This window comes from Leucobacter shiyiweii, assembly GCF_052446065.1.
Classification (GTDB): Bacteria; Actinomycetota; Actinomycetes; order Actinomycetales; family Microbacteriaceae; genus Leucobacter.
Window position 1 is genome coordinate 873,719 of the sequence record NZ_CM127080.1, and the last position, 25,467, is coordinate 899,185.

At 63.8% G+C, this 25,467-nt stretch carries 22 protein-coding genes; 4 read left to right on the forward strand and 18 right to left on the reverse strand.

Annotated elements, in window-relative coordinates; translation table 11 throughout:
- Window positions 1–37: 37 nt before the first annotated feature.
- On the reverse strand, window positions 38–1,822 hold the full coding sequence (locus ACTNFJ_RS04155) for a type IV secretory system conjugative DNA transfer family protein (protein WP_079941066.1): 1,785 nt from the start codon (window positions 1,820–1,822) through the stop codon (window positions 38–40).
- Window positions 1,819–2,277 carry a hypothetical protein gene (locus tag ACTNFJ_RS04160; RefSeq protein ID WP_079941065.1) on the reverse strand — a complete coding sequence of 153 codons (459 nt, stop codon included), beginning with the start codon at window positions 2,275–2,277 and terminating at the stop codon, window positions 1,819–1,821. Before ACTNFJ_RS04160 ends, ACTNFJ_RS04155 begins: the two co-directional genes overlap by 4 nt.
- A 629-nt stretch (window positions 2,278–2,906) precedes the next feature.
- Here ACTNFJ_RS04160 and ACTNFJ_RS04165 point away from each other — a divergent pair.
- Entirely contained in the window at window positions 2,907–6,422 is a 3,516-nt protein-coding gene (locus tag ACTNFJ_RS04165) for an SIR2 family protein (protein WP_435906902.1), read from the forward strand.
- 213 nt (window positions 6,423–6,635) lie between these two features.
- On the opposite strand, the gene ACTNFJ_RS04170 is transcribed toward ACTNFJ_RS04165, so the two are convergent.
- The 14 genes from ACTNFJ_RS04170 to ACTNFJ_RS04235 form a co-directional block, all read right to left on the reverse strand.
- Complete coding sequence (locus tag ACTNFJ_RS04170; protein WP_200769281.1) at window positions 6,636–9,629, reverse strand: thioester domain-containing protein; 2,994 nt, start codon at window positions 9,627–9,629, stop codon at window positions 6,636–6,638.
- 135 nt (window positions 9,630–9,764) lie between these two features.
- Window positions 9,765–11,234, reverse strand: coding sequence for a putative type IV secretion/conjugal transfer ATPase (locus ACTNFJ_RS04175; RefSeq protein ID WP_432707308.1), 1,470 nt, complete (start codon window positions 11,232–11,234; stop codon window positions 9,765–9,767).
- On the reverse strand, window positions 11,231–11,725 hold the full coding sequence (locus ACTNFJ_RS04180; RefSeq protein ID WP_139770611.1) for a hypothetical protein: 495 nt from the start codon (window positions 11,723–11,725) through the stop codon (window positions 11,231–11,233). The genes ACTNFJ_RS04175 and ACTNFJ_RS04180 overlap by 4 nt, the downstream gene beginning before the upstream one ends.
- 28 nt (window positions 11,726–11,753) lie before the next feature.
- Window positions 11,754–13,199: an SCO6880 family protein gene (locus tag ACTNFJ_RS04185; RefSeq protein ID WP_079941061.1), complete on the reverse strand. Its 1,446-nt coding sequence runs from the start codon at window positions 13,197–13,199 to the stop codon at window positions 11,754–11,756.
- A 9-nt stretch (window positions 13,200–13,208) separates the two neighbouring features.
- Window positions 13,209–14,585 (reverse strand): conjugal transfer protein TrbL, encoded by a 1,377-nt coding sequence (locus tag ACTNFJ_RS04190; RefSeq protein WP_079941060.1) that lies wholly within the window; start codon window positions 14,583–14,585, stop codon window positions 13,209–13,211.
- Between the two features lie 33 nt (window positions 14,586–14,618).
- Complete coding sequence (locus ACTNFJ_RS04195) at window positions 14,619–14,888, reverse strand: DUF6112 family protein (protein WP_079941059.1); 270 nt, start codon at window positions 14,886–14,888, stop codon at window positions 14,619–14,621.
- A 133-nt stretch (window positions 14,889–15,021) separates the two neighbouring features.
- Window positions 15,022–15,285 carry a DUF6112 family protein gene (locus ACTNFJ_RS04200; protein ID WP_079941058.1) on the reverse strand — a complete coding sequence of 88 codons (264 nt, stop codon included), beginning with the start codon at window positions 15,283–15,285 and terminating at the stop codon, window positions 15,022–15,024.
- Window positions 15,286–15,291: 6 nt separating this feature from the next.
- Window positions 15,292–15,960 (reverse strand): M23 family metallopeptidase, encoded by a 669-nt coding sequence (locus tag ACTNFJ_RS04205; protein ID WP_348528108.1) that lies wholly within the window; start codon window positions 15,958–15,960, stop codon window positions 15,292–15,294.
- Window positions 15,961–15,973: 13 nt separating this feature from the next.
- Window positions 15,974–16,693, reverse strand: a complete 720-nt coding sequence (locus tag ACTNFJ_RS04210; protein WP_079941055.1) for a hypothetical protein — start codon at window positions 16,691–16,693, stop codon at window positions 15,974–15,976.
- A gap of 41 nt (window positions 16,694–16,734) precedes the next feature.
- Window positions 16,735–17,793 (reverse strand): ParB/RepB/Spo0J family partition protein, encoded by a 1,059-nt coding sequence (locus ACTNFJ_RS04215; protein WP_079941054.1) that lies wholly within the window; start codon window positions 17,791–17,793, stop codon window positions 16,735–16,737.
- Window positions 17,793–18,635, reverse strand: coding sequence for a hypothetical protein (locus ACTNFJ_RS04220; RefSeq protein ID WP_079941052.1), 843 nt, complete (start codon window positions 18,633–18,635; stop codon window positions 17,793–17,795). The genes ACTNFJ_RS04215 and ACTNFJ_RS04220 overlap by 1 nt, the downstream gene beginning before the upstream one ends.
- 95 nt (window positions 18,636–18,730) lie before the next feature.
- Window positions 18,731–19,213: a hypothetical protein gene (locus tag ACTNFJ_RS04225; RefSeq protein WP_139770610.1), complete on the reverse strand. Its 483-nt coding sequence runs from the start codon at window positions 19,211–19,213 to the stop codon at window positions 18,731–18,733.
- Window positions 19,210–20,028, reverse strand: coding sequence for a DUF2637 domain-containing protein (locus ACTNFJ_RS04230; RefSeq protein ID WP_435906901.1), 819 nt, complete (start codon window positions 20,026–20,028; stop codon window positions 19,210–19,212). The genes ACTNFJ_RS04225 and ACTNFJ_RS04230 overlap by 4 nt, the downstream gene beginning before the upstream one ends.
- Window positions 20,029–20,255: 227 nt before the next feature.
- The gene (locus tag ACTNFJ_RS04235) at window positions 20,256–21,503 is read right to left on the reverse strand and encodes an IS256 family transposase (protein ID WP_444711774.1); all 1,248 of its coding nucleotides are present in this window, start codon (window positions 21,501–21,503) and stop codon (window positions 20,256–20,258) included.
- Window positions 21,504–21,836: 333 nt separating this feature from the next.
- On the opposite strand from ACTNFJ_RS04235, the gene ACTNFJ_RS04240 reads away from it, so the two are divergent.
- Window positions 21,837–22,076, forward strand: coding sequence for an antitoxin VbhA family protein (locus tag ACTNFJ_RS04240; protein WP_285465419.1), 240 nt, complete (start codon window positions 21,837–21,839; stop codon window positions 22,074–22,076).
- Window positions 22,076–22,522 (forward strand): Fic family protein, encoded by a 447-nt coding sequence (locus tag ACTNFJ_RS04245; RefSeq protein ID WP_435907735.1) that lies wholly within the window; start codon window positions 22,076–22,078, stop codon window positions 22,520–22,522. The genes ACTNFJ_RS04240 and ACTNFJ_RS04245 overlap by 1 nt, the downstream gene beginning before the upstream one ends.
- 90 nt (window positions 22,523–22,612) lie before the next feature.
- Here ACTNFJ_RS04245 and ACTNFJ_RS04250 read toward each other — a convergent pair whose 3' ends face one another.
- Window positions 22,613–23,923 (reverse strand): ISL3 family transposase, encoded by a 1,311-nt coding sequence (locus ACTNFJ_RS04250; protein ID WP_435907348.1) that lies wholly within the window; start codon window positions 23,921–23,923, stop codon window positions 22,613–22,615.
- Between the two features lie 59 nt (window positions 23,924–23,982).
- The gene (locus tag ACTNFJ_RS04255; protein ID WP_444711791.1) at window positions 23,983–24,738 is read right to left on the reverse strand and encodes an IS6 family transposase; all 756 of its coding nucleotides are present in this window, start codon (window positions 24,736–24,738) and stop codon (window positions 23,983–23,985) included.
- 204 nt (window positions 24,739–24,942) lie between these two features.
- On the opposite strand from ACTNFJ_RS04255, the gene smpB reads away from it, so the two are divergent.
- Window positions 24,943–25,419 (forward strand): SsrA-binding protein SmpB, encoded by a 477-nt coding sequence (smpB, locus tag ACTNFJ_RS04260; RefSeq protein ID WP_079941838.1) that lies wholly within the window; start codon window positions 24,943–24,945, stop codon window positions 25,417–25,419.
- The last annotated feature ends 48 nt before the right edge of the window (window positions 25,420–25,467 follow it).

Here is a 25,467-nt window from a genome sequence, read left to right on the forward strand (position 1 = left end):
GAGGTCGAGCTCAAGCTGGTCTGGTGGCGGCTGCCGTCTACGCCTCGCCATCGGAAGCACCGCCTCTCAACGCGGATTCGAGCCGCGCCCGATCCGAGCGAAGCTGCGCCGCATCGTTACGGGCTGTCCAAGGCCGTAGATCGGTGATGATCGGGGGTGCGGCACGCAGCAGCATCACGCCCGTGCCGAACGGGATCATGCGCAGCTTCTCTGGCGGCATGATCGGTACCCTGCGGATCGACCGCTGCGAGGAACGCTCACCGAACGCGCCCATCGTGATCGAATCGGTGTGCTCGTCGCGTTCACCCAGCAGGGCGGAGAGGTCTTGCAGATCGCGCGTATTCGACGCGCCGCCGAGGATCACTTTCACGATCGACGCATCCCAGATCGCGTTCGCGGAGTTGTCACCCCATTTCTCGCGCGCCTGCGCGAGCGATTGCAGGATCGGCACGGTCGTAATGCCGGTGCCACCGCCCTCAGCCATGAGCGTCGGAAGCGACGGCAACGCGGCGATGTTCGCGATCTCATCGAGCACCAGCGCGAGCGGAGGGTCGAGCCGGGCACCAGCAGAGACCGCCGCCTGACGGCGGGCGGTCTCCACGATGTCTTCCACAAGCGCAGCGACGAGCGACGCTGACGCGCCAGCCCCGGCGCCGGTCGCAAGCAGATACAGGGTGCCCCGATCAGCGAGGAACTGCGCTGGGTTGAACTCTTCCCCAGGGCTGGGTGAGACGGTATCCAGCACTCGGGGGTCGGCTAGCGCTGCGAGACTGAGCGCGACACCTTGCCAAATGCTGTCGCGTGTTCTCGGGTCAGCGTCGATCACGCCACCGAGTGCGTCAGCCCACCCCGACGCCGCACTCGGGGTGCTCTCAAGGATCGTGACGGCCTCAGCAGCAGCGGCAGGATCGAGCGTCCACCTGAACAACTCAGAAGTGGGCCTCTCATCGAGCGCGGCAGCGTGCAGCAGCGACTGCAACGCCACCCGAGTCTTCGCCTCCCAGAAGCCACCATTCTCGGTATCGCCAGAAGCCAGCCCGGTCGCCGAGGCGAGGCCGGTGGCGCGGATCATCGCAGTGAGAGGATCGGTGCAGCCCCGCACCGGCGACCATCTCATTCCCGCAGGAATACCATCGGCGAGGCGCTGCGGATCGAACACCGCCACCGGACGGTCGCCTCTCCTGCGCGCCTCAAGCGTCGCGGTCACGTTATCGGGCCGAGTCGATGTGGTCACCACCGCGCCCGGCGCATCAAGGATCATGTTGATCGCGAGGTGCAAACCCTTTCCAGAACGGGGCGGGCCGAGCACGAGCATTGAGTCTTCGACCGATGCCCACACGGGTTTGCCGTGGGCGCTGCCGAGCCGGTAGCCAACATCGGGAGGGCCGGGGGATGCGAGCGAGGGGCGAAGATTTGATGCGCGTCGCATGAGTGCTTTCTCTGACGCTTGCGCCTCGATGTCTGCACGGGTCGCGATACCGACGATCCGGCGAGGATCGGCCTCTCGCTTCTTCTGGCCGCGACGCACCATCGTCCACGCCCATATTCCGACGCCTGCGAGCATCCCGAGGATTACGGCCGCGACGAGCCAGTATACGACAGGGTTCAGCCCTGGCGCGCCGAGCGGCGTACCAGGGTCGCCGGGAGTGAAGAGCACTCCGCCACCTGCCGCGATCCCAGCCTCCGGTGCGGGGAGCCCGGTCGCCCATGCGGTGATGGTGCCAGCGGCACGCAGCACGAGTGCGAGCGCGAACAGGGCGGCGAGGCCGGCCATCGCGAAGTTGGTGAGTTCGTGCCCGTACCCGCCGACTTGCCGGTTCATGGCGTCGCCCGAACGAGTTGCATGGTGCCCGAGACGCGCCCAATCAGCAACATCTCCTGCACATTTGCCGGTATCTGATCCTGCGCCACGACCGCGTTGACCTGCCCGTCTGGGGCGGCGCTGCCGTAGCCGATGATCGGCGCGATCGCGACATCCTCGCCAGCGATAAACCCGTGCCCCTGCACCGGCACCGGAGGCGCTTGCATGACCGGCACCGGATCAGACACGGGAGCGACTGGATGTGCGGTTGGGGCGCGCGACGGCATCACGATATCAGTGAATCTTGCGCCGTCGTACTCGGTGACGGTGACCTTGACCGCTGTGCCCAGGCTCGTGGTGATAGCTTCGAGCACTGCCGAGAACGCCTCCCTGCGCCAGGCTGGAGCATACGGCGGCGGCGCGTACGTCTCACCGTCAACGAGTACGATCATCGCCCCGTCTGACTGCACGGTCATCTGCACGAGCGGTAGACGAACTGGAGCTTCCACATCGGGCCGATGCGCCGGCTTCGCACTGTGTCGCCTCATCCGAATACCGCCCGCGTCAGGAGTTCGAAGGATATGGGCAGGGTTCGGTTACTGCATCTCATGCAAGCGAAGTGTGACCTTCCGACCGAAGCCCTGCACTGGTGAGCTGAGAACAGCGCTTTTTGTTCGCGAGTTACGGGTTAGGCGGCAGAGCCTACGCCTCCGATGCAGAGGATACGTTCGGGCGGGAACCGGCTTGATACCAGAGGTCGTGTGCCGCTATCAACCGTTAGATGAGCGAATGGGGCAGGAAATCAAACACCACTCGTGAGTAGAAGAGCGGCATCAACCTGAACACGCTTATCTTTGCCGCCGATGAAGGCCGGAGCATCGGCTTCGATTGCTGGTGGCTCCAGGCTGGTGGTAAGCCCGCCAAGTTCACCGCATTCAACCCGCACGCGGCGACTCCCGGATAGCAGGCTGCGGCGACAAAGCTCACATCGCAACTGTGCCAGCGATACGCTGAGCCTTGCGGCATACATTTTGGCTGGAGACACCTCCAGACCAGAGGCAGTAGAACTCTCAACAGGCGAATGAGCAGAAGCAGAAGGAGAATCTTGACTAGAGCGTGGCAGGCAGGCGGAATCTCGCTACCGCAGGAGCTTGATCGCGCGTTAAGTTCCGACAAACTTGTGTTCTTTGTTGGAGCTGGGGTCTCTTCCGCGTCGCCTTCAAACCTGCCAGGTTTTCTGGGCCTTGCGGCCGACATCGCAAATGACATGGGTCACTCGGATTGGGTGCCCGAGAAACCAGATCCTTCCATCCACTTCGATGAAATCATGGGGCGCTTGAATGATCTTCATGGAGACGCGCATGCTCGAGTGAGTGCAAGACTCAGGCCCATAACTGAGCCGAACACCTATCACGAGGATCTAATCGCCCTCGCAACGGTTAACGGCAACAAACCTCGAATCGTCACAACCAACTTTGACTTACTCTTCGAGGAGGCCGCGCGTCGAGCAGAAGTGGAATTGTCTGTCCACCATGCGCCGGCATTGCCGCTAGGCAACGACTTCAGCGGCTTGGTGCACTTGCATGGGCCGATCGATCCAACGCACTTTCAGCGTATGGTGTTGACTGATCAAGATTTTGGCCAGGCCTACATCACCGAAGGTTGGGCTACGCAGTTCCTTACTCGAATGCTCGAAGAGTACGTCACCGTATTTGTTGGATACAGCGCAGATGACGTCGTTATGCGGTACCTTGCACGCGCGTTGCCCACTGACGGGGGAACCCGATTCGCATTCATGCGCGAGGACTACAAAGACGAAATGACTGCGAAGTGGCAGCGCCTCGACGTCTCGCCCGTTCTGTATCCGAAAGCGGAAGGGTCAAATGGGCACGCTCGACTCCAAACTTTCTTCACGAACTGGCGCGAGCGGGTTACCTCTACAAGCGAAGACCGCTATGACGCAATTGTGGCACTGATCGATAAGGGACCGTCCGACCGAACTACTCCAGACCCGGAGCTTTCGTGGCTGCTAAGCGATGAGGAGTATTCTCGTCACTTTGTGGGTCGGGCTGACCCGACTGAGTGGATGCGACATGCTGAGGCAATCGGCATTTTGGATGTAATCTTCGAACCTGCAAATGAGCAAACTGCTCGAACTCAAGCCATGTGGAGTGCCTGGGTGACAAGGTCGATCTCTGTGGACCGCGGAGAAAGCATGCTGGAGATCCTTGCGAAGCACCGCGGGCAGATGTCTCAACAGCTATGGTTCGACGTATTTCGTCAACTGTATGAGGGCTACCAGCCGCATGATCACCTGAGGAAGCTCTTGATTCTGCTTACTGCCGCCCGTTCAGACAGCGACGACTCTCAGCTTTCGCTGCTGATTCAGAAACTTGCCGAGGTCGATCCGGAGGCCGCAGAGGTGCTCCTGCACCAGCTCCTAACTGCCCGGCTCGAATTCACCTCTCATCGCGGCATACTCGGTCGACCTGACTTCCTGACGACCGAGTTCGTGTTTCCCTGGCATCCTTCATCGATCCGAAAGGTATGGCCTCAGCTTCTGCAGAGCCTCAGAGATCCAGACCAGCTCCTTTCCTTAGTGCTCAGCCTTATCGCACACGTGGAGACCACGACCGCATTCTTCGACGGTACCAACTTCAGAAATCGATTCTCCACCCGCCGATATACAGTTGATGGCAATGAACGGTTCCTTATAAGTCGTGATGAACACGGCGTGCTTCTGGTCGACGTCGCACGCGACCTTCTCAGGGAATACGTGCGTCATGGCCGACCAGAACGCGCAAACAATCTGCTGGATAGTTCTTCTGAATTAGCACAGCGGCTCGGGATCGATGCGCTCACAGAATCACGACCATCCGAAGCAGACTCCCTCATCGGCCGAATGATCAGCCAAGGTTTGATCCTGAGTCGTTCTCACAAACCAGAAGTGTTCCGGCTACTCAAGGAAATGTACCCTCACGCATCCGCCGAGATCCGTGCGGAACTTCTGAACCACATTCAGGAAACAAGTGCAGCTCCAGGCGGGATCGAGGTCAGCGACTCTGAACGATTCAATGCGGTTGACTGGCTGACTCGGCAGGTAAAAGAGGACGACCCGGCACATCAGCTTCTTCGGGAGATGAAGCAGGAGCATCCCGAGTTCTCGCCACGCGAGGAACCCAATCTCGACGCAACACCAGTGACCTTTGCCCGAGTCGAGACCCCCAGTGAAGCTGAAGGGCGTTTCCGCGGCATGACGCCAGCAGAGGTTGCCAATAGCCTGAAGAGCGACCCGGATCTTGACGACATATTTGAGCAAGACACACTCAGTCTCGAGCTGAACGATTTCTTCGAGAATGAACCCTTTAGCGCTGGTGAGCTTCTCGCTGAGTTTTTCAGGCAAGGCCTCTATTCGTACAGTGCATGGGCCGTCGTGCTACTCATCCTCACACGCCCAGGCGCAGACTGGGAAGCTGAACCACTGCTGACCCAGCTGAGGAAACTTCCTAGACAACAAACCTCAGCGATCGCCCAGAACGTCGCATACACCTTGATGCGCCCAACTGCGACACAAGAGGAGGACCTCGAACAGCCAGACGAACGTTGCAAGCTCCTGTTCGGTCTATGGCGTCTCACGTTGCTTGAAGGCGATAGCGACATCGAACCTCGAGACCCGAACGAAGCAAACTCAACCGCTCGCGGAGTCGTCGCCAACGCATTCTTGGAAACCGTCTTCCGAACAATGCATGAGCAGAAGAAAGAATCCATCGACCCGGCATATTTGCTGGCATTCAGCGAGTTCTTAGAGGCCCAAGACAAGGATGTGAGAGATCCGAGTCCGATGATGCTCGCGCGATATGCGGCACACATTCAGCACTGGGATAACGAATGGTTTGACCGCAAGATCGCCGTCAAGTTGAACGAGATCGCTGATACGCCACAATCGAGGAGCTTTTGGGCCGGGATCTTTACCGCCAACAACGTGACAGATGCACTCATGGTGAGCACGAGAAGCGCGTTACGTACTGGATGGCTTCAAGTATCAACAGAGCTGCCCGGCTCGATCGAAGCGTATATCGATCTGCACTCGGCACAGTTCGCCTACTACACCGAACCCGAGGAATCCACCTGGGCAGACCCCTTCACCTTAAACGCTCCTGCCGCGACGAGAGCGCGCTGGATACGAAATGTGGCACACAGGGTTTCCCGCGTCGATTCATTCCCAGAGGTGCTCTACAGCTATTGGAAGCACCGACTGGACAAGCAACCTCCACTGACAGGGACCGAGCAACGTGCACTTCTAAGCTGGATCACAGTCCCAAGCATCGATATTGATCGTGCAGTAGATCTCTTCATTCAAGGCCCTGAGGCTTCACCCTCAGACGAGGATCGAGGCTTCGACTATTACGATCCTGGCGAGTTCCCAATAGACCATCCCTCAGCTCTTCTGAAGGTAGGGCTCCATCTGCTTCGGGGCCGAACCACCCTGCCATCGTTCCTGCAACCGATCGTTGAAGCCGCGAAGATCGCACCAGATGACGACCGCCATATCGTGAAGGAAGTCTGGTCCGAACTACTGCGCCTCGGTTACTTTCCGGCGAGAGATTTCCTCGACGACTGAGCTCCTCTCAGATAAGCGTCTTCGCGCATTGCCGGTGGCTGGTGGCGCTGGCCTGACCCTCTGCCGGACTGAGATCGCGAGTGTGTAGGACCCTGCTGAGACCCTGCCGTTGGGCCCGGCTTCAACTGGGTTCTGGCTACGAAGTGGGGCACATGCATGACAAGAGGCACGGCCCCGGTACAGGGGTCGTGCCTCTCTGGGGGAGTGTGCGTGTTAGTCGTTCATGAATGTGTCGATAGCATCACCACCCTTCCTGTCGACTTCGGCATCCTCATCATCCGCACCGTCTGCCTCGTCGCGCTGCTGAGCGAGGCGACGCCCGAACAACAGCACGCCTGCTGCGGCGAGAATCGCGACGCCCGCGCCGATGCCGAGAGCCCACATGCCGCCGTTGTCGCTGCCGGTGACCGCCAGCTCAGGCGGAGCGGTCAGCTCGGTCACGACCTTGGTGGTCTCGTTCGGGGCACCGCACTGGCCACGATGCAGCACGTCACCGTCGGGGCCGATCAGGGTCTCCACCCAGTAGTAGGTGCCGACGCGATCAAACACCACATCGTTCGAGCGGTAGTCGCCCGGCCTGTCGACCTCGATGGTTTCTGAGGTGAAGACCAGCTCGTCTGCGGTGCAGAGCGCCTCGCTGCCGCCCTGTCGGTACGCCTCGAACTTCAGCGTGGAACCCTCGGGCACGTTACCTGTGACGGTAGCGACGTCGTGTGCGGGATCACCGAGCAGTACCTCGGGCACTGCGTTCGTGACCACGCTCACTTCCTCGGGCTGCCCGGTGATCACGGTGGTCTCGCCCGGAGCGCCGCAGCGCCCCTCTGCGATCACTTCGCCGTCTTTGTCGTACAGGGTCTCGACCCAGTAGACATGGCCGGGCTGGTCGACGCTCGTGGTGCCGGAGCGGTAGACGCCTGCCTGGGTGACAGGAATCTGCTCGCTCTCGAAGAACGGTGCGTCGCACTGCGGCTCGGCTTCGGGATCGACCGGGCCGTGAGCGCGGAAGATCAGGTATGCGCCTTCGGGAATGTCGGTGCCTTGCACGAGTGCGAGATCCTCGAACGGTTCGCCGACGCGCGCCTCGCGTGTCGCCTGCGTGATCACCGACACGGGCTGTCGATCATCGGGCACGAAGAACCGCTCGCGAATATCGCCCGGCGAAGTCGTGTGCGGCTGCACCCGGTCGTCACCAGCGAAATGCGACACGATGACGTAGTAGCCGGGCTTCACCGGCTTGATCGCATCCTCATCCGTGTACCCGAGATGGTAGGTACCGTTCCGTGCGGGCGTCGTGATCGAGGTGAGAACGGGGGCATCCTCAAGATCGAGGTCATTGGTCAGCTCGTCCTCGGTCTTGAACGGGCCATACACCGTGTGCACGACCTCGTCATGGTCGGCACCCCAGTACCCGTCGCCCTCGAACTCGCCGTGATTCTCGGGGAACCCGCTCATCTCGATCCGGTCGAACGCGCGACCGCCTTTGAGATGCACGTTGTATTCCTTGACCTCGGAGACGATCTTGATCGGCCAGCGCACCGAGTGCGTCTCGATGTTGATGCCGTAGTCATCGGCCCAATCAGCGGCGAGGTAGGGGCGCACCCATTCAGGCTGGTCAGCGCGCTTCATCTCCCACACCCAGGTCACAAACCCCGCGTTCGGCAGAACGATCTCAGGGCTGGTGTAGGTGCGGGGGCCGGTCGCGGTGATCGTGACCGTCTCGATTGCTCGCGCATCAGCGGGCACCTGGCCGGCCTGCTCAGGAGGCAGCGTGCCGGGCACCTGATAGGCGGTGCCCTCGAAGATCACGGGGATGTGCTCGCCGTTGTGCTTGAGCCAGACCCCGTTACTCGAGGACACGGTGATCGTGTCAGTTACGGTATCGCCGGGGTTCACGAGCCGTTGGTCAGCGCGCGAGACCGCCTCGGGCTGGAACGGCACCACCGACGTCTCAGGTACGAGGCCGAAACGATCGGTGAAGCTCTCAGTGATGTACTTCGCGTTGCCTCCCTGCGCCTCTTTGTCGATCGACCAGACCCAGGTGTAGAAACCCGACTCGGGAGCGGTGATCGTGCCCGGCGACGTGTAACTGCCGGGGCCGGTCAGGGTGAGCTTCTCCGTGCCCGTGACAGGCGCACCGCGCGGCGGCGCGTTCGCCTCGGCGGGCTGCGCGTCGAACGGGCCGTAGAGCGTGCCGACGGCCTCGACCGGGATCGGGGAACCGTTGATGCGAATCCACGAGTGCTTCGTCACCGTCACGTTCACGCCGTCAACGAACTGGTCGCCCGCCTGTACGAACTTCGATGCGACCTGCGTGGTCAGCTCGGGCTGAAAATCGAGCGGGATCACGGGAGACTGCGCGGCGGCTCTCACCGGCTCGAAACTCGCTGCTGCGAGAATCCGCTGCTCGCCGGGAGTGTAGAACATATCCACCCCAGCACCCATCCCCGCAGCCCGTGACGAGAACGACGCACTCACACGGTACTCCGGCGCACCCTCAGCGGGGGTGCCGGTGATCGCGTGCGTGCCCGCACCGAGTGTCGCAGTAGTCGCACCGTTCGCAAACGTCGCATTGGTGAGCGTTACTGCACCCGTCAGCGACCCCGGCGTGGTGCTGATCGTGAGGCGACCCTGGTACTGGTCGCTCATCTCGATACTCATCGACGCGGACGGCTTCGCCACCGCGTTCTCGGCGGCGGCCTGCCGCATCGCTGCGAGGTTTCCGAGCACCGTCGACCGCGCACCAGCCGGTACACGCTCGATGAAGTGCGCCTCACCGCCGCGCGCGGCATAGGTGTCGTGGTCGGCGACATCCCACACGAACAGCTGCACCGCAGCCGTGATCGCCGGGTCTGACGATTCGCCCCAGGTCGCCAGCACATAGTTCAGCCGTGCGAGTTGCCCATCGGAGAGATTGTCGAGGGTGGTCTTCAGCTCGGGATGCTCGGTGTTCCCGTAGGGCGGCAGCGCGTCGATGTCCATGCAGTATGCCTGACGGCCGTGTGAGGAGAACGAACCGAGCCACAACTGCTCATTTCCATACCCGACGCCCAGGGTCGCGGCCTGCGCAGCCGGAGCAGGCATCATGACGAGGCTCGATACGAGCATCAGCAGCGCCAGCAGCAAGGCGGCGAACTGCGCTCGGAATCTTCGCTCCTGGGGATCGACCCTGGGCCGATCATCCGGTGGGCGGGTGGACGTGTAAGACATAGATCGCTCCTGACTCCTGTGTTGACAGGCCCCGCAATAGGGCGGTGACCCGACAGCGAGGTAAGACAGGAACCCCGAGCACGAAGAAACGGTCTGAGAAGCGCAGCACTTCTCAGACCGTTTGCGGAGATGAATTCAGCCCATGCGGGTGGTGGTGTCGAACGCTTCGAGTTCAGCAGGATGCAGTTGGTGCTGCGAAACGAAGCTCCTGCCTTTGATCTTCCACAAGCCTTGTCCGACGCCGAGACCGGGCAGCAGCGACTGTTCGGTTCGGGTCAGGCCGAGCGCCTGCGCGGTCGCGCCCAGCTGGTCGGGTTCCTGCCGGTAGATCACCCGCGTCTCGGCGTTTGCGAGCAGCGACGAGGCGAGCGCGCGCATGGCGGAGCCACTATCGCCTACGTTGTCGAGGTCTGAGAGCTTGTGAAAGACCAAGACGTTCGCGATCCCGTAGTGCCTCGCCAACCTCCACTGGCTGTCCATACGTCGAAGCAGCGAGGGGTAGGCCATGAGCCGCCAGGCTTCGTCGTAGATCACATACCGCTGCCCGCCCGCTGGATCGAGCAGCGCACCCTCCATCCACGCCGATGAGCAGGTCATCAGCACCGAGGTCAGTGCGGAGTTCTCGACCATGCGCGACAGGTCGAGGCTCACCATCGGCAGCGACGGATCGAAGCGAACGGTCGATGGCCCGTCGAAGATGCCCTGCAAGTCGCCCGCAACGAGTCGCCTGAGCGCGTGTCCAAGTTGGCGACCGTCTTCTTTGAGCCTGCCGTCAGCATCGCTGCCAGGCTCGAGGATACGGTCGACCACTTGCGGCAGGATCGGGGTGCCGTGCTCTCGCATCACCGCGCCAAGCGCGTGGTCAATGCTGGTGTGCTCCAGAGGGGTGAGGGGTCGTGCGAGCATGGTTTCTGCGAGTGCGCCGACGAGCTCGCGGCGACGCGCGGTGACCTGAGCCGCCCAGTCTTGATCGCTGATCCCTGCCGCACGATAACCCTCATCGAGAGGGTTGAGGCGGTGTGGCAAGCCACGTCCAAGAATGATCGCGCGCCCGCCGACCAGCTCAGCGACGGGAGAGTGCTCGCCTTTCGGATCGCCGGGCACATAGACTCTGCGCCCGAACGGCAGCGCTCTCGTGTAGAGCGATTTCACGAGCGCCGACTTGCCGCTGCCCACGATTCCGGCGATCACGATGTTCGGGGCGGTGATGAGGCCGCGCTGGTAGAGCGTCCACGGGTCGTACACGAACGAGGCCCCGGAGTAGAGATCCTGCCCGATGAACGCACCGTCTGAGCCGAGGCCGGCCTCGGCGAGGAACGGGTATTGCGCACCCAGCGTTGCCGTTGTGTCTTGATGCTTCGGTAGCCGAAATCGGCCAGGGGTGCGCAGCGACTCAGGGTACGGCTCGCCCGCTGCGGGGAGATAGACGGTGTTGCGGCGTTCCTCCCGTTCGGCCTCGCGCCTGGCTCGCTGTTCGGCATCTTCGCGGGCGCGCGCCTCCAGGCGCAGCTGCGCAGCCGCTCGGCGTCTTGCTTTCTTCAAGCGGCGGCGCTCGGCGGTCGGGGCGACGAGCACGCTTGCGTGCAGACGCTCTTCGTCACTCACCGCGATAACCCCGCATCGAGTCTCTGGGGTGCGGCCGTGCGGCCGGGGCCGTGCGCGGTCTTGGGCGCAAGGGTGCCCGAATCGAGCGCCTCCGGCCTGAGGTAGGTGGTGACGCTCGCAGCGGGCGGAGCATCGGGGCGATGTGGGGTCGGCCATTCGAGGAGCGAGAGGTGTTCGGAGGTGCGACCCAGGCGCGTCTCGGCACGGTCGACAAACTCTGCGGCTTGGAGAAGGTCACGGGCTGCTTCTTCGATCACCGCGACACCAGAGACGATGGTGCCGCCGGTTCGGATAATCGCCTCATCGTTGCGGGCGATCGCACGCGACGCGAACCTCCTGAACACGTCGGGCAGCAGCCGAGAGATGCCGAGCAGTTCACGGTTCAGATCGTAGAGTTCACGGGGCGGGGTCTCACGAACGGTGTGGGCGAGGTAACGGAGTGCGTCGTAGGCGGCAGTCGCCGCTTCGCGCGGGGTCTCATACTCAGGCATCAGTGGTGTCCAGTCAGTCAGGGCGGGTTCAGATGGGGCGGGCGAGCGGGAGGGCTGCGGCGGCGAACGCGCGGGCCTGCTGCCCGACCAAGCGACGGCATTCACATGAGGCTTGGATCGCGGCCTGTTCGACCGCCGCGACCGCTGCCTCGAGTTCCTCGCTGGTTGAGGCGGTGACCGAGATGAGGCCGGTGACGCGGGCGAGGCCGTGCCCGGCAGAGAGGTCGGCCTCTTGCTGCATTACGTCGACGTACTCGGCAGCGGTCGCGGCGTCTTCGATCTGCCCGATCTTCTGCCGCTGCGTCTTGTCCGAAATCAGTTCGGTGCGTTTGCGCCGCAGATCACGCGCCGCTTGATCGGCGCGCACCGGCAGGTAGTGCAACGAGAGAGTGCGCAGGATCCCCGACGAGAGCACAAGGGGCGAGAGGAACCCTGGGTAGACCTGGCTGCGCGGCCATTCGCTGACCCACAACACCGCATGATGCGCACTGTCAGACCTGATCGACTCCCACCGTTCAGTGACAGCGACCGGGCCAGCAGTTGCGAGATCGCGCCCAAGTTCGCCGTGACGTTCGAGCGCGGCAGCGGTCGCTGGATCGTAGGCAGCGCGCAGCACCATTGCCACATCGCCTGGGGTAAGCCACCCGTCGACCTGCAGATCTGCGGCACGAACCGCAGCGACCAGGGTATGCATCTCCTGCCGCAGCACCTGCGCAGCCCCGCGCACACCGCCGCCAGCGGTGCGAATCGCGCGTGCCGCGAGGCGCATATCGAGCGAGAGTGAGACGGTAGTGGCGTGCCGTTCCCCGGTGGGACCCGCCCGGTCGATGAGTTCGCCATAGACGGTCGCCGCCCACGACCCGTCAGCGTTGCCGTGCTCCTGCCACCATTGCGCCAGCCCGGTGCCGGAGTCGGGCAGGGTGCGCTCAGACACCTGGATGCGGGCGATCCTCCCCGACCTGCACGCGGAGGCGAGCACTCTGCCCCAACCGTCGACGCGGCGCTGCTGGTCGCCCGGATCGAGCAGCACGAACGCAGGATGAGAGACCCCGAGGATCGCGGTCAAGAGGTGCTGGTGCGGGTCATGGATCATCGCCGCCCCGGTCTCATCGTCCACCCACTCCCGCAACGCGGCAGCATCGCCAGGGAGCGCAAGGGTGCCCTCGGGTCGAAGCCGCATAAGCGCGCGTCGGTACTCGGCCTGCCCACTCGCTTGCTTCTGCCACCACCGCAACACGATGGGTGCCCACTCGACGATCTTCCGCCCGCCAACCGGCACGGTCGCGGTGACAGCGGCAAACCCCCAGACCGGGGCCGTCCAGACAAGCCCCGCACCACCCGTGACGTAGAGGCCGCCAACGGCAGTGACGAGACCGATCCCTAGCGTGACCAGCTGGGGCAGCGAGAGACCGAGCATCACGCCCCGCTTGGTGAGGCGCGAGAACTGCACGGTCGACAACTCGAACTCAGACATGACAGCTCCCTACGCTTTCGGGGTCGAACTATCGCCAGAGTTCGCACTCGGGCCAGGCGGCAGCGCGCGAGGCGGCGGTACCTGCCCGTGGCGTGCCGGAGGCGGATCCGAACTCTGCCCCGGCGTGCTCGCCCCCTCCATCTGACTGTCAGCCTGCTGCGCGACCTGACTGCCAAGCTCCGGGCCGAGGGTTGCAGCCTTCTTCGCCGCTGCCGCACCGAGCGCGATCCCAACACCGATCGGCCCACCCGCAGCACCCGCGCCAACGCCCGCTCCAGTGCCGCCACCGACACCCGCGCTCGCTCCGGTGCCACCACCTGCACCCGCAGCACCAGCACCACTCCCGCTCCCGCCGGTAGGCGTCGGCGCGGGAGGCTTGCCTTTACCGCCGGAGCCACCTGAACCGCCCTCGCCGCCCGAATCGCCGAGAACGCGAGACGGGTTCCCAGGCATCCGATTCGGCACCGGCACCGGCCGGTTGAGCGCCTGCTTCGCTTCGGACTCGGTGGACATGGCGTGGTAGTAGTCGGTACCGAGCCACGAGATCGCCTTATAGGTGATGTACGGGGCGAACGCGGCAACCGCGAGAAGCACAATCCCCGCTAGCGGGTCAGTGAGCGCCTGGATATCGAGGGCGATAGGCACCGAAATCTGCGCGATCGCGACCAACAGGATCACGGTCAACACGAGTTTCGAGACGATGAGCGCGACCACGAACATCAGCCATTTCCCCGCCCACCCGCGCGTGGTATCCCAGGAGAATCCCGCCAGTGCGAGCGGCGCGAGCGCGACCGTCAGCAGGAGCAGGCTCTTTCTCACGAGCAACGAGAACCACACGATCGCTGTCGCCGCGATTGACAGGCCGCCGAGGAACAGCGTGACGATCGCTCCGATACCTGGGGAACCGAGGTTCAACGTAGTCAGTGCGGTGATGAGCATCGTGATCTTGTCGCCCATTGACTGCATCGAGTTCCCGGTCGCTTGCACGACGCCGAGGCACAGCTGATCCACGATCTCTAATCCCAGCGCGACGAGCGAGACCGCGACGAACGAACCGAGGATGCTCTTCCCGAGACCGATCCCAGCACGGGCGAGACCACCGGGTTCGCGTTTCACCACGGCGGTGATGAGTTGGAAGCAAGCCAGCAGCAGAGCGATCATGACGCCGATGCCGAAGATGAGATTGTAGACGCCGACAAACTCGGCACCAGTAACGTCGACCAGCGTGGTCGAGTCGAATACGATCCAGAGGCCCTGGATGAACCAGGCCGCAGTCTGGCCGACACCATCGGCGATCCACTGGATCGGAGCGGTGGCGACCATCGCGGTGGCTTCGTCTCGCACCTCGCACAGCATCGACAGGATCGGCTGCTCACACAGACTCATCGGGAACTCCTTTTGAACCGTCGAACGCGAGGGTCAGACGGACTGGCCCACATCCCAGAAGAAATTGATCAATGTGACGGCGGCCCCACACAAGATCGCGGCCCCGCAGCAGATCAACACGCCAGTTTTCCCGCGCCCGGCCAGATGCGGGTTCGACGAGTTCGCCCCGAACGCCCAGACCACCGCGCTGATGATGAGGCCGAGCGCGGAAAGGATCAAACCGAACGTCATCACCGCGCCGACGATGAGCCGGAGCGCGTCGATGCCGGGAAGCCCGGAACTGTTGGGGTCGATGTCGATCATGGGGAAGCTCCTTAACGGGTCAGGGCGCGGGAAGTGCGTACCCGTCAGGTGCAGGCCATGCCCCGAGAACGAGCGAAGCCCGGCAGCAGACGCGAAGACGCGCCGACTGCCGGGCAGATCCCGAATCGGGTGGTTACAGAGTGGGGCCGTAGGTGAGGAACATATTGGTGATCGCGACAGCGGCTCCCGCCATCACCGCGCCGCCGAGCGAAACGAACACGCCGACCCTGCCGCGCATCGCGGTCTGCGGGTTGCCGCCCCAGGTACCTGCCGCCCAGGCGACAGCGGAGACGATGAACATGAGCACGCTCACCACGAGCACGATCATCAGTGCAGCCCCTATGGCGTCCTCGAGAGAGCCGAGGTCGAGCGAGCCGAAGTCAGGAAACACATTCATCCGGCCTTACCCCTTTGCTGCGGCTTCGGCATTGAGGTCGCATCCGGCGAGCGCGGGAGCATCGGTGCCGATGCCGGAAAGGTCGATAGCCCCGTGGGCGGCGAGCCACGGCTCAGGATCAATCGCTGCGGCGCGAGACCCGCCGGGTCGCACTTCGAGGTGCAGGTGCGGGCCGGTTGACCAGCCGCTCGATCCGACATCGGCGATGTGCTGGCCAGCGACGACGGTATCCCCGGCGTTGACGTGGATGCCGTGCGCCCACATATGCACATAGGCGGTCGCGACGGTCTGCCCGTCAATGGTGTGCTCAATCGTGATGAGGCCACCCCAGCCGCCATCCATCCCGGCGAACGTCACATACCCGTCAGCGACCGCCATGATCGGGGTGCCGTCTGCGGCGGCAAGGTCGAGGCCGGTGTGCGTGCGCGCCTCACCAGAGATCGGGTCGATCCTCGGCCCAAACTGGCTCGTGCGAACCCAAACGCCTCTCGCCAGCGGAAACACGATGCTCTTCGTCTCGGCCGGCCTCTCGGGTGCCAATGCCTCACCGCCCCCAGAAGTGGTGTCGGTGCGGGTGAGACAGGCCTCGCCGCCGGGAACCGCAACCAGCACAAGAGCGATGAGGCCGAGGCCGGGGAGCAGCGCGAGGGCGGCGAGGAACGCGAGAATCTTCACAATGCGATCCCGCTCATCGCAGTGGTTTGTCGAGCACGGTCAAGCGCAGCAGACGGCACTGTTCGTACGTCGGCTCGCAGGCGATGAACATGGTGAACGCGACTGGATGCTCAGTCGCGACCTCTTTGCCCTCCCATACCCCGGTGCGGTGCCTGGTGCCGTCGACGGTGTAGGCGATGGTGCCCGGTAGCAGCGTGCCCTCGCGTGCCTGCCGCTCCACCTCGGCCCAGGTGTCGGGCACACCGATCTGGTCGATCACGAGATGCTCCCGCGTCTCGTACCGTTGCAACTCGATCCACGCCGCCCGGTTCGGTACATAGGCGGCGAGGTCGGTGGCGAGGCCGTCTGTTTCTTCGTTTGCAGGGTCGGAGGCTTGATCGAGCATCGCCTGCACATAGTCGGTCGGCTGATACCCGTCTCGGGTATCCCACGCGAACAGGGCGAGCGCCGCAGACTCCGCGAAGCGATCAGCATCTCCGGTCTGTGCGACCGTGCCGAAAGGCGCAGACCGACTCGTGGGGCGCTCAGCGGTGTCGCCTGGGTCGGGGGCGACGGTCGAGCCGACCATCGGGGTCGGCTCGTCATCGGGTGGGCCGAGCAGCAGCCCGATCGTGGCGATGATGAGGATGAACAGGAGCCCGGTGCCGAGCACCGTGGCGACGATCATGCGTAACCGGCGCGCCCGCTCAGGATCAGCGGCCGGTTGCTGCGGTGAGGGAGTACGACGTTTCATACCGCACAGGTGCGAGACCGCACCCCGAACACCGGCTTGGGTCAGGCGGCTGCGCGTGCTTCTTGGAGTTCGGTGGCGAAGCGCATGGTGCCCTCAGCGATAGAGACGAACAGATCGAGCTGCTCGCCGGAGAGCTCTCGCACCATCTGCTCGACGCCGTAGTGTCGCCACCAGCCGTCGAGTTCGCTCCAGGTTGCCCAGAACGCGCGGGAACTGCGCAGCTTCGGCATCTCATCATCGGCTGTGAGCGCAGTGCGAGGGGTGGGGCGGCGCTTCGACCCGCTGCTTCCTTTCACTCGTTCGAGGGCGGCCTGGGCGAGGCGTTCCATCTCAGCGGCTTTCAGATCGGCCTGGCGGGCGCGAGCCGCCTCACGGCCTGCGCTTTCGCGCACGCTCTCAGGCTGGGTGGGATCTGCCGCGATGCGGTCGAGTTCGTCAAGCGATAGGGCGGCGTTCATGCGCTGATGCGAGGCCAGTACCCCGGCACCATACCGAATCCGGACGAGCTCGGCCTCGGCCTGCCCGCGAACCGCCGCCGAGACGGTGCCGTCAGCGGCGAGGTCTTCGATGCGGTTCACACGTTCGAGCATCTGATGGGAGTCACGCCCGGTCACCATGCGGGCTGCCTGTTCGCGTGCTTTCCCGTATTCGCGCGCCTCTGACGGTGGTGGTGAATCACCACCACCGGAGATTCTGGCGAGTCCAGGCTGCGCTCCGAAGCGAGTAGCGGCCTGCCGCAGCGCGGCTTCTTCCTCGAGCACGGCTTTCAGCTCGCGGTAGAGCGCCGCAGCTTCCAGGGTGGTGAGGGGCTTGTGTAGGGCATGATCGGCGTGCTCGCTGAGCAGTTGCCCGAGCCGGTCGGAGAGGCCTGATCGCACCCACACGTTGATCGTGCGCCAACCGAGTTTCCGTGCGGCAGCGACCCGGCGCACCCCGATCAGCACGAACCCTTCCGGGGTAATCGTCGGCGGTTGCAGCAGCCCGTGTTCAGAAAGCGACTTCGCCAGCAGGTCGAGATCTCCGAGGTCGCTGCGATGCCGGGTGCCAACCAGGAGCGAGTCGAGCGCCCGATCCAACTGAATCCCATACTGACCGCTCATCACGCACCGCCAGGTTTCGGGGCAGACTCCACGATCTGCCGCACCAGGTGCTCGTCACTCAGCAGTTCGGGAAAGCTCTCACCGATCACGATTCGCATGAACAGGCCACGGCCCGCGTTCGTTGCCGCGTAAGCAGGGTTCTGAGTGCCCAGCAGCACCGCGACGACGGTGTTCCAGGCATCTTTCGTTACGTCCAGGAGCGCGAGGGCGAGACGGTCTCGGCGCAGCACGTCGAACGCGCTCGTGCGGCTCCCGAGCCTTTCAAGGCCTTCGTAGATGTACCAGATCACATTCCGGGCCGTTGATTCAGGCCAACAGAGCCGCGAGAACAGGAACACTGCCTGCTCGATCATGGTCACCTCGGGAGAAGGTTCTTCTTCGCCTGCATCCTCAATGCGGGGCTCACCGACTTGGAACGCTGGGTTCCATTCGAGCAGCGCCTGGTCGCGGTCTGCGAACCGTTCCGCATCATGATTCGCGGAGACCTCAGACTTTCGAGCCTTATCGACCGAGCAGAGCAGCCCCTGCCCGCGCTGCTCATAAATGCACGTCAGCCGCACCGCCTCGGTCACCACGGCCCAGGGGTTGTCGGCGCGGGCGGTGCCAGGTTTCCGCATCGCCTCGAACGCGGCGGTCACCGCCTCCCAACGGTCGAGGCCGTACTTGCGGGCAAGACGCGCATACTTGCCTGCGGTGAACTTCGCGAGCTCATGCGCCTCGGTGTCATAACGCCACGCGCCGGGGCCGGCCTCCTGCAAACGAATAAGCAACGCCCGCAGCCCCTCCGGGGTCTCGAACTCGTGATCCTCGGGCGAAGCAGCGGCGATAAGTGATCTGGTCATGATGGCGCACCTCCTGCAAGAGACGTGCGATCCTCATCCCGAACGAGCAGAACCAGTCTGAGAGCGATACCGTGCATGATCCATCACCGTCACCATCAGCCCCGAGAGATCGTTTCGGGTTCGGGCATCGAGCGGTGCGGTGCATCCTGACCAAACGGGTTCATCGGAGCGAGATGCCAGGTGCCCTCACGCATCTCCCGATGGAAGTCTCCGACCTTGCCTCGGGCACGCTCCGAGAACGCGGCAGTGAGATCCATGCCGCGAGCGGTCACCCTCGCCCCGGCCTCCGCGAAAAGGTCGGTCGGACGTTTCCACGCCACCCGCACCCCGGCAGGTTTCTCCGGTTCCGGGCCGACAATATCGGCAGGATCATCCGTTGCGCGAGGATCGAAGCCGCCATCCAACTCGAGCGCATCCTCGACCACTTCGGCGTCGTAAATGAGTTCAGGGGAAGGTGTGTGCCGGGTGAGTTCAGCGTCTTCGATCAGCTCGGCCTCGATGATCTCTTCCTTGGTGTAGAGGTCGAGATGGGGTGGGAAACGATACGGCGACATCGCGCCGGGCGGTGGGGTGGTCATGATGGGGTCTCCTGTTCTTCGACGGGTTTGAGAAGCCAGCGGCCGACGGTGCTGCGATCAACACCGAACAACCGGGCAATCTGGGAGTTGTTGAGGCCGAGGCCACGCAGCGTTGACGCCACGGTGCGCCGCTCTTCGGCATTGACCTCGGCAAGTGGAGCCTCACCGTCAACCTCGGGGTCGGGCGCTGGCTCGTGAGCCTCTGCCGCCCGTAGTTGTGCGGCTGCCTGCGCGGCTTCAGCATCGACAGATTCATGATGGGCGGCGGCCTGGAGCACGGTGCGTGATTGACGAATCAAGATCGCCGTGAGATGCGTTGACGCGACGAGCACGACTGGAGGTACGGAAGCAACCAAAGCAGCGATCAAGTCGGGCACGTCGGGGTCTGCTGCAACGAGCGCGTGTACTGCGTTCGCAGCGACCGAGACACCCGCGCCGAGAACGAGCAGCAGCCACGGATACCAGACCACCCGTGTACCAGCCAGCGCGAACACTGCGAGCGTCGCCACGACGATGATGCCGTCTACGATCAACGGCCACAGCCACGCCAGATCAGGGTCGATGCCGCTGCGCGCGGCGAGGCCATGCAGCGCGGTGAAACTGAGGATGAACGCGGTGGCAGCAAGGAGAATCGTGCCCGCTTCAGCAGCGAAAACCGCGACCCGCAGCACCCGGAACGAGATACGCGCGGTATTCATGAGCGTACCCACCCGGCATCGCCATACGAATGGCCCGCGCGAGGAGATCCCGGCATCGCTGAGCGGGCCGACTGCGGCGACTGTTGCTGCCCGGTGGTCGGGTGTGCTCGTTCCCACGCGGAGTCGATCGTTCGCAGAATCTCCCGCTCACCAAGCCCCGCTTGCTCCGCTGCGGGGAGCAACACCCTCACGATGTCGGCCTTGGCGGGTCAAGTCCCGTGGAGTGGTGTAACCGTTTCGTGATCCTTCAAGGTTGTGGGGCTAGTTTTCGTTGTGGTCGCAGATGCTGGCGGGGAGATCGTTCGCGGCGACGTAGTGCCGCCCAGTAGTTCGGGCATCGGTGCTCATGCTGCGGCCTCGAGCTCGGGAAGAGCATGGTGCTCGATCGTTTCGGTGTCTACGAGCGTGAGGCGGCACCTCGCGAGGACGTCAAGACCGAGGTAACGGCGTCCCTCAGCCCATTCGTCGGACTGTTCTGCAAGGACCGCCCCGACGAGCCTGATGATCGCGTCGCGGTTTGGGAAGATCCCAACGACATCAGTGCGACGGCGAATCTCGCGGTTCAGGCGCTCGTTTGGGTTATTCGACCAGATCTGCTGCCACACATCTTTCGGGAACGTGGTGAACGCGAGGATGTCAGCCCGGGCAGCATCGAGGTGGTCGAACACCTCAGGGAGCTTGCCCTCGACGTAGTCCAGGAGCCGATCGAACTGCGCCTCAACACTTGTCCCATCAGGCTGGTCGTACACGGAATGCAGCATCGCTTTGACCGCTGGCCACATGCTCTTGGGGGTCACTGCCATCAGGTTCGCGGCGTAGTGTGTGCGGCACCTCTGCCACGACGTCCCGGGGAAGTTCGCCCGCATCGCTTCCACGAGGCCTGCGTGCGCGTCAGAGGTGATGAGTTTCACCCCGGTGAGGCCGCGAGCGACGAGGTCTGCGAAGAACGTGTTCCATGCCATCGTGGTCTCTGCGGTCGCCACTTGCATGCCCAGGACTTCCCGGTGCCCGTCAGCGTTCACCCCGGTCGCGACGAGCACAACAGTGTTGATCACGCGCCCGCCCTCACGAACTTTCATCGTGAGCGCGTCACACGCGACGAACGTGAAGGGCCCTGAGTCGCCCAGGGGTCTCGTGCGGAACTCGCGCACGTGCTCGTCCATATCGGCGGCCATCCGGGAAACCTGCGACTTCGACAGGGAATGGATGCCGAGGGTCTTCACGAGCTTGTCCATCCGTCTCGTCGAGACGCCGGCGAGGTAGGCGTCAGCGACGACGGTGATCATCGCTGCTTCTGAGCGTTTGCGGCGCTCGAGGAGCCACTCGGGGAAGTACGTGCCGGAGCGGAGCTTCGGGATCGCGACATCCACGGTTCCCACACGGGTATCGAGCTCGCGGGTGCGGTATCCGTTGCGAGAGTTGAGGCGCTCGGGAGAGGGTTTGCCGTACTCGGCACCGCAGACCGCGTCGGCCTCTGCAGAGAGGAGCGTGTTGATCATGGTTTGGAGCAGAGTACGCATCAGGTCAGGAGACGCGTCGCCCAGAGCGTTGGCGAGGACAGTGACAGGGTCGACAATAGAGGGAGTGGTCATCGGTGTGACACCTTTCGAGTGGGATGTGAGAGTTTCCTCGAAGGAAGATCCCGGTGGCCACGCTTACGTTTGCTGGCCGGGATCGTTACACCACTCTACGGGGCACTACTCGAGCAAGAGTGACGGGCGGTGCCAGGGTGCAGTCATCGGGTGTCTTAAAGGCCGATAACGATCGTTTCCGGTGCCCTCGGCCGAGAGGTCGGCACAGCTCCGACACGCCGAGGTGGAGCGCACCGAAACCCACCACCGAAACCCGAGCCAACCGAAACCTAAGACCTATCGTTTTCGGTGGCTCTCTGGTAGACTGGAGCCACCTCACGAAAGGGGCACATCATGGCTGCCGAGTTCAACATCGAGGCGCGCTGGCCCGAGCTGTTCGCGCAGCTCGGCGCAGCCGACCGCGAGGCCGTCGTGAACGCCCTCGCGTCGAGCTGGCACGAGGGTTGGGTGCCGAACCGCGAGGATGTCGAGAACCTGACCGACTACGCCCGCGGCGTCATCGACAAGGCCGAGTACGACCGCCGCGCAGCGGGTGCCGTCGAGCGCGCTCACGCCCTCGCTGTCGCTGGCTGATGGCCACACGCTTCAACTCCTGGGATTCGTACTTCTGGGAGCCTGGCGGCCCCGTCCTGCGCAACCTCTACGGTCTGCGCGACGGGGCCGACCTGTCCCGGCGTGAGTACGCCGAGACGAACGCGCAGCAGTTCGACATCGAGCGCGGCGCTATCTCGATCCCACGCACCTATGACGCCGAGCACCTGCGCACGATCCACCGCGAGCTGTTCAAGAACGTCTACGAGTGGGCGGGAGAGTACCGCAGCGTCGGCATGTTCAAGCCGCCGCTTGAGTTCGCCCAGCCCGAGGACATCGGGCGTTACCTGGCCGATGCCTCGCGCCTCGTGCGCGGTGCGGAGTGGGCCGGGATGGATCGGCAGCAGTTCGCGATGGCGGCCGCCGACGTGTTCGCGCACGTAAATCAGGCGGGCTCTGTTGCAAAGATTGGCGGCAGTCAGAGGTAGGCTGTCGCTCTGCGCCGATCAGGCGGCTGCTGCGAAATGGTGGTTGAGCATGCCCATGGCCTCCGTCAGCGCCGAGGGCCCAATGCCGGCTCATCGGAATTGAGGGTGTAGAAGCGGCCTGAACCCACCCGCTTCGAGGAGCGATCTCGCGATGTAGTTCGTGAGGTTCCGGAAGCCCAGCGCAGAGCCACGCAGGTGCTCGAGTCTGCCGTTGATTGCTTCGGTTGGCCCGTTCGACGTCCTCGGATGATCGAAGTACGCGAGGATGTCCTGACGGCGGCGTTCCAAGGTGTAGCCGAGCTTGCGGAGCTCCACGAACCAGGCGGGGGTCGTCGCCCTCACCACATCGATCAACTCGCGGAGCCTGCGCCGACCATTGCCCGAGAATCGCTCCCGATAGGCTGCGACGACTTGTTGATAGACCCGCCAGGCCCGCCACACGTCCGCATGCGCAGGGTCAGCGAACACCGCGTCCAACCGTTCGTGCTGCTTCTGGGTGAGGAACGCTTCACCCGTTCTCAACGACCGGCGAACTCCATAGAGCGGGTCGCCCCGGCGTCCGCGATGCCCGAGGGTTTCCTGCTGCACCCGCTGCCTCGTCCGGTCGAGAGCATCGCCGGCGAGTTGGACGACATGGAAGGGATCCATCACCGGGACCGCGTCGGGCAGCACCTCTTGCGCGGCCGTCTTGAACCCGGTGAACCCGTCCATCGCAACGACCTCGATCCGTTCACGCCATGCCCGCGATCGTTCCTCAAGCCACGTCTTGAATACCTGTTTCGAGCGGCCCTCGACCATGTCCAGCAGCCGGGCCGGGCCGCGTTTCTCGCGCACCGGGGTCAGATCGATGATCACCGTCACATACCTGTCTCCGCGGCGAGTATGCCGCCAGACGTGCTCGTCGACCCCGATCGTGGAAACTCCGGCGAACCGGCCAGGATCCTCGATGAGCCTCCGTTTCCCCTCGGCCAAGATCGCGGTGTTCGCGGTATGCCACGACACCCCGAGGCCCGCTGCCGCGCGTGACACGGTGAGATGGTCCAGGACGAGCGCTTCCAACGCCCAGCGGAGCCCACCACGAGAGATCTTCGCCCGGTCCGGGGCAGCGAGCGTGGTGTCCTCGCGCCACACAGCACGGCACCAGGAACATCGGTATCGGCGCACTCGGATCAGCAGCGTCGTGACGCGATGCCCGAAAGGCTCATGCGCGAGCCGGCGAGTCACCGTATCGCGGGCGACCCCCTCGGCTCCGCAACGCCTACACCACGGGTCGGGCTCTTTCACTCGGCACTCGATGACCGCATGGTCGGGCTCGAGGTACTGCCGGGTCGCGGTCAGGCCGAGTTCATCGAGGCGGCAGAACGTCGTCAGATCAGCGGGCTGGAAGGTAGCGTGGTGCATGTCGAGGTCTCTCGGATGGACAGTGTAGGAACTTCCATCATCGAGAGGCCTCGATCTATCTAGCGGCAGCCACTCCGGGCACCACTTCTACACTCCCAAATGCGAAGAGCCCCAATGCCAAAAGCTCTCTCCACAAGGCGCACCTCGCCCCTGATGCCGGGCTGCAGGCACCAGGGGCGAGCCTGTCCTTTGCGCAGGGCTCGCATGACTTCGAATCCCTTGATCGTGGCATAGGCCGTGGGGATCGATTTGAAACCGCGCACCGGCTTGATCAGTATCTTGAGCTTTCCGTGATCGGCCTCGATCACGTTATTGAGATACTTCACCTGCCGGTGGGCCGTCTCCCGGTCCAGCTTTCCTTCGCGCTTCAATTCGGTGATCGCTGCACCATAGCTCGGCGCTTTGTCGGTATTGAGCGTGGCAGGCTTTTCCCAGTGCTTCAGGCCTCGCAGGGCCTTGCCCAGGAACCGCTTCGCTGCCTTGGCGCTGCGGGTCGGCGACAGGTAGAAATCGATCGTGTCGCCCCGCTTGTCGACTGCCCGGTACAGGTAGGTCCACTTGCCCCGCACCTTGACGTAGGTTTCATCCAGGCGCCAGCTCGGATCAAAGCCACGCCGCCAGAACCAGCGCAGCCGCTTCTCCATCTCCGGGGCGTAGCACTGGACCCAGCGATAGATCGTCGTATGGTCGACCGAAATGCCGCGTTCCGCCAGCATTTCCTCAAGGTCGCGATAGCTGATCGGATAGCGACAATACCAGCGCACCGCCCACAGGATCACATCACCCTGGAAATGGCGCCACTTGAAATCCGTCATCGTTCCGTCCGTCCAATCTCCGCCAAGCATGCTCAAGCTTCACGATTTTTGCAACAGAGCCCTCGTGGGCGTGATCCTCTCGGCGATCGCGGCGAAGATCGCGATCACGCGGTATCTGCGGGTCTAGCGGCGAGGGTGCGGTAGGCTGGATCCTCGCGCGTGAGCGCGGATCCCGCACCAGCCCGACGGCAGAAAGGATGTGACATGCCCAAGGAGACCGGCGAGAAGCTGATCGCCTCCAACAAGAAGGCCCGGCACGAGTACAACATCCTCGACACCTACGAGGCGGGCCTGGTGCTCACCGGCAGCGAGGTGAAATCGCTGCGCATGGGGCGCGCGTCGCTCGTCGACGGCTACGTCTTCATCGAGCGCGGCGAGGCCTGGCTCGACGCGGCGTACATCCCCGAGTACCTCAACGGGTCGTGGACCAACCACGCGCCGCGCCGCAAGCGCAAGCTGCTGCTGCATCGCCAGCAGATCGACAAGCTCTACCAGAAGACCCGCGAGGGCGGCATGACGATCGTGCCGCTGCGCCTGTACTTCCTGGACGGCCGCGCGAAGGTCGAGATCGCCCTCGCGAAGGGCAAGAAGGAATACGACAAGCGGCAGACGCTGCGCGAACGGCAGGACAAGCGCGAGGCCGAGCGGGCCATGCGCAGCAAGAACCGGCTGGGGGAGTAGCGCCCGCGACCCGGTGCGATTCAGTCGGCCCGGGCGAGCCGGGCGGCC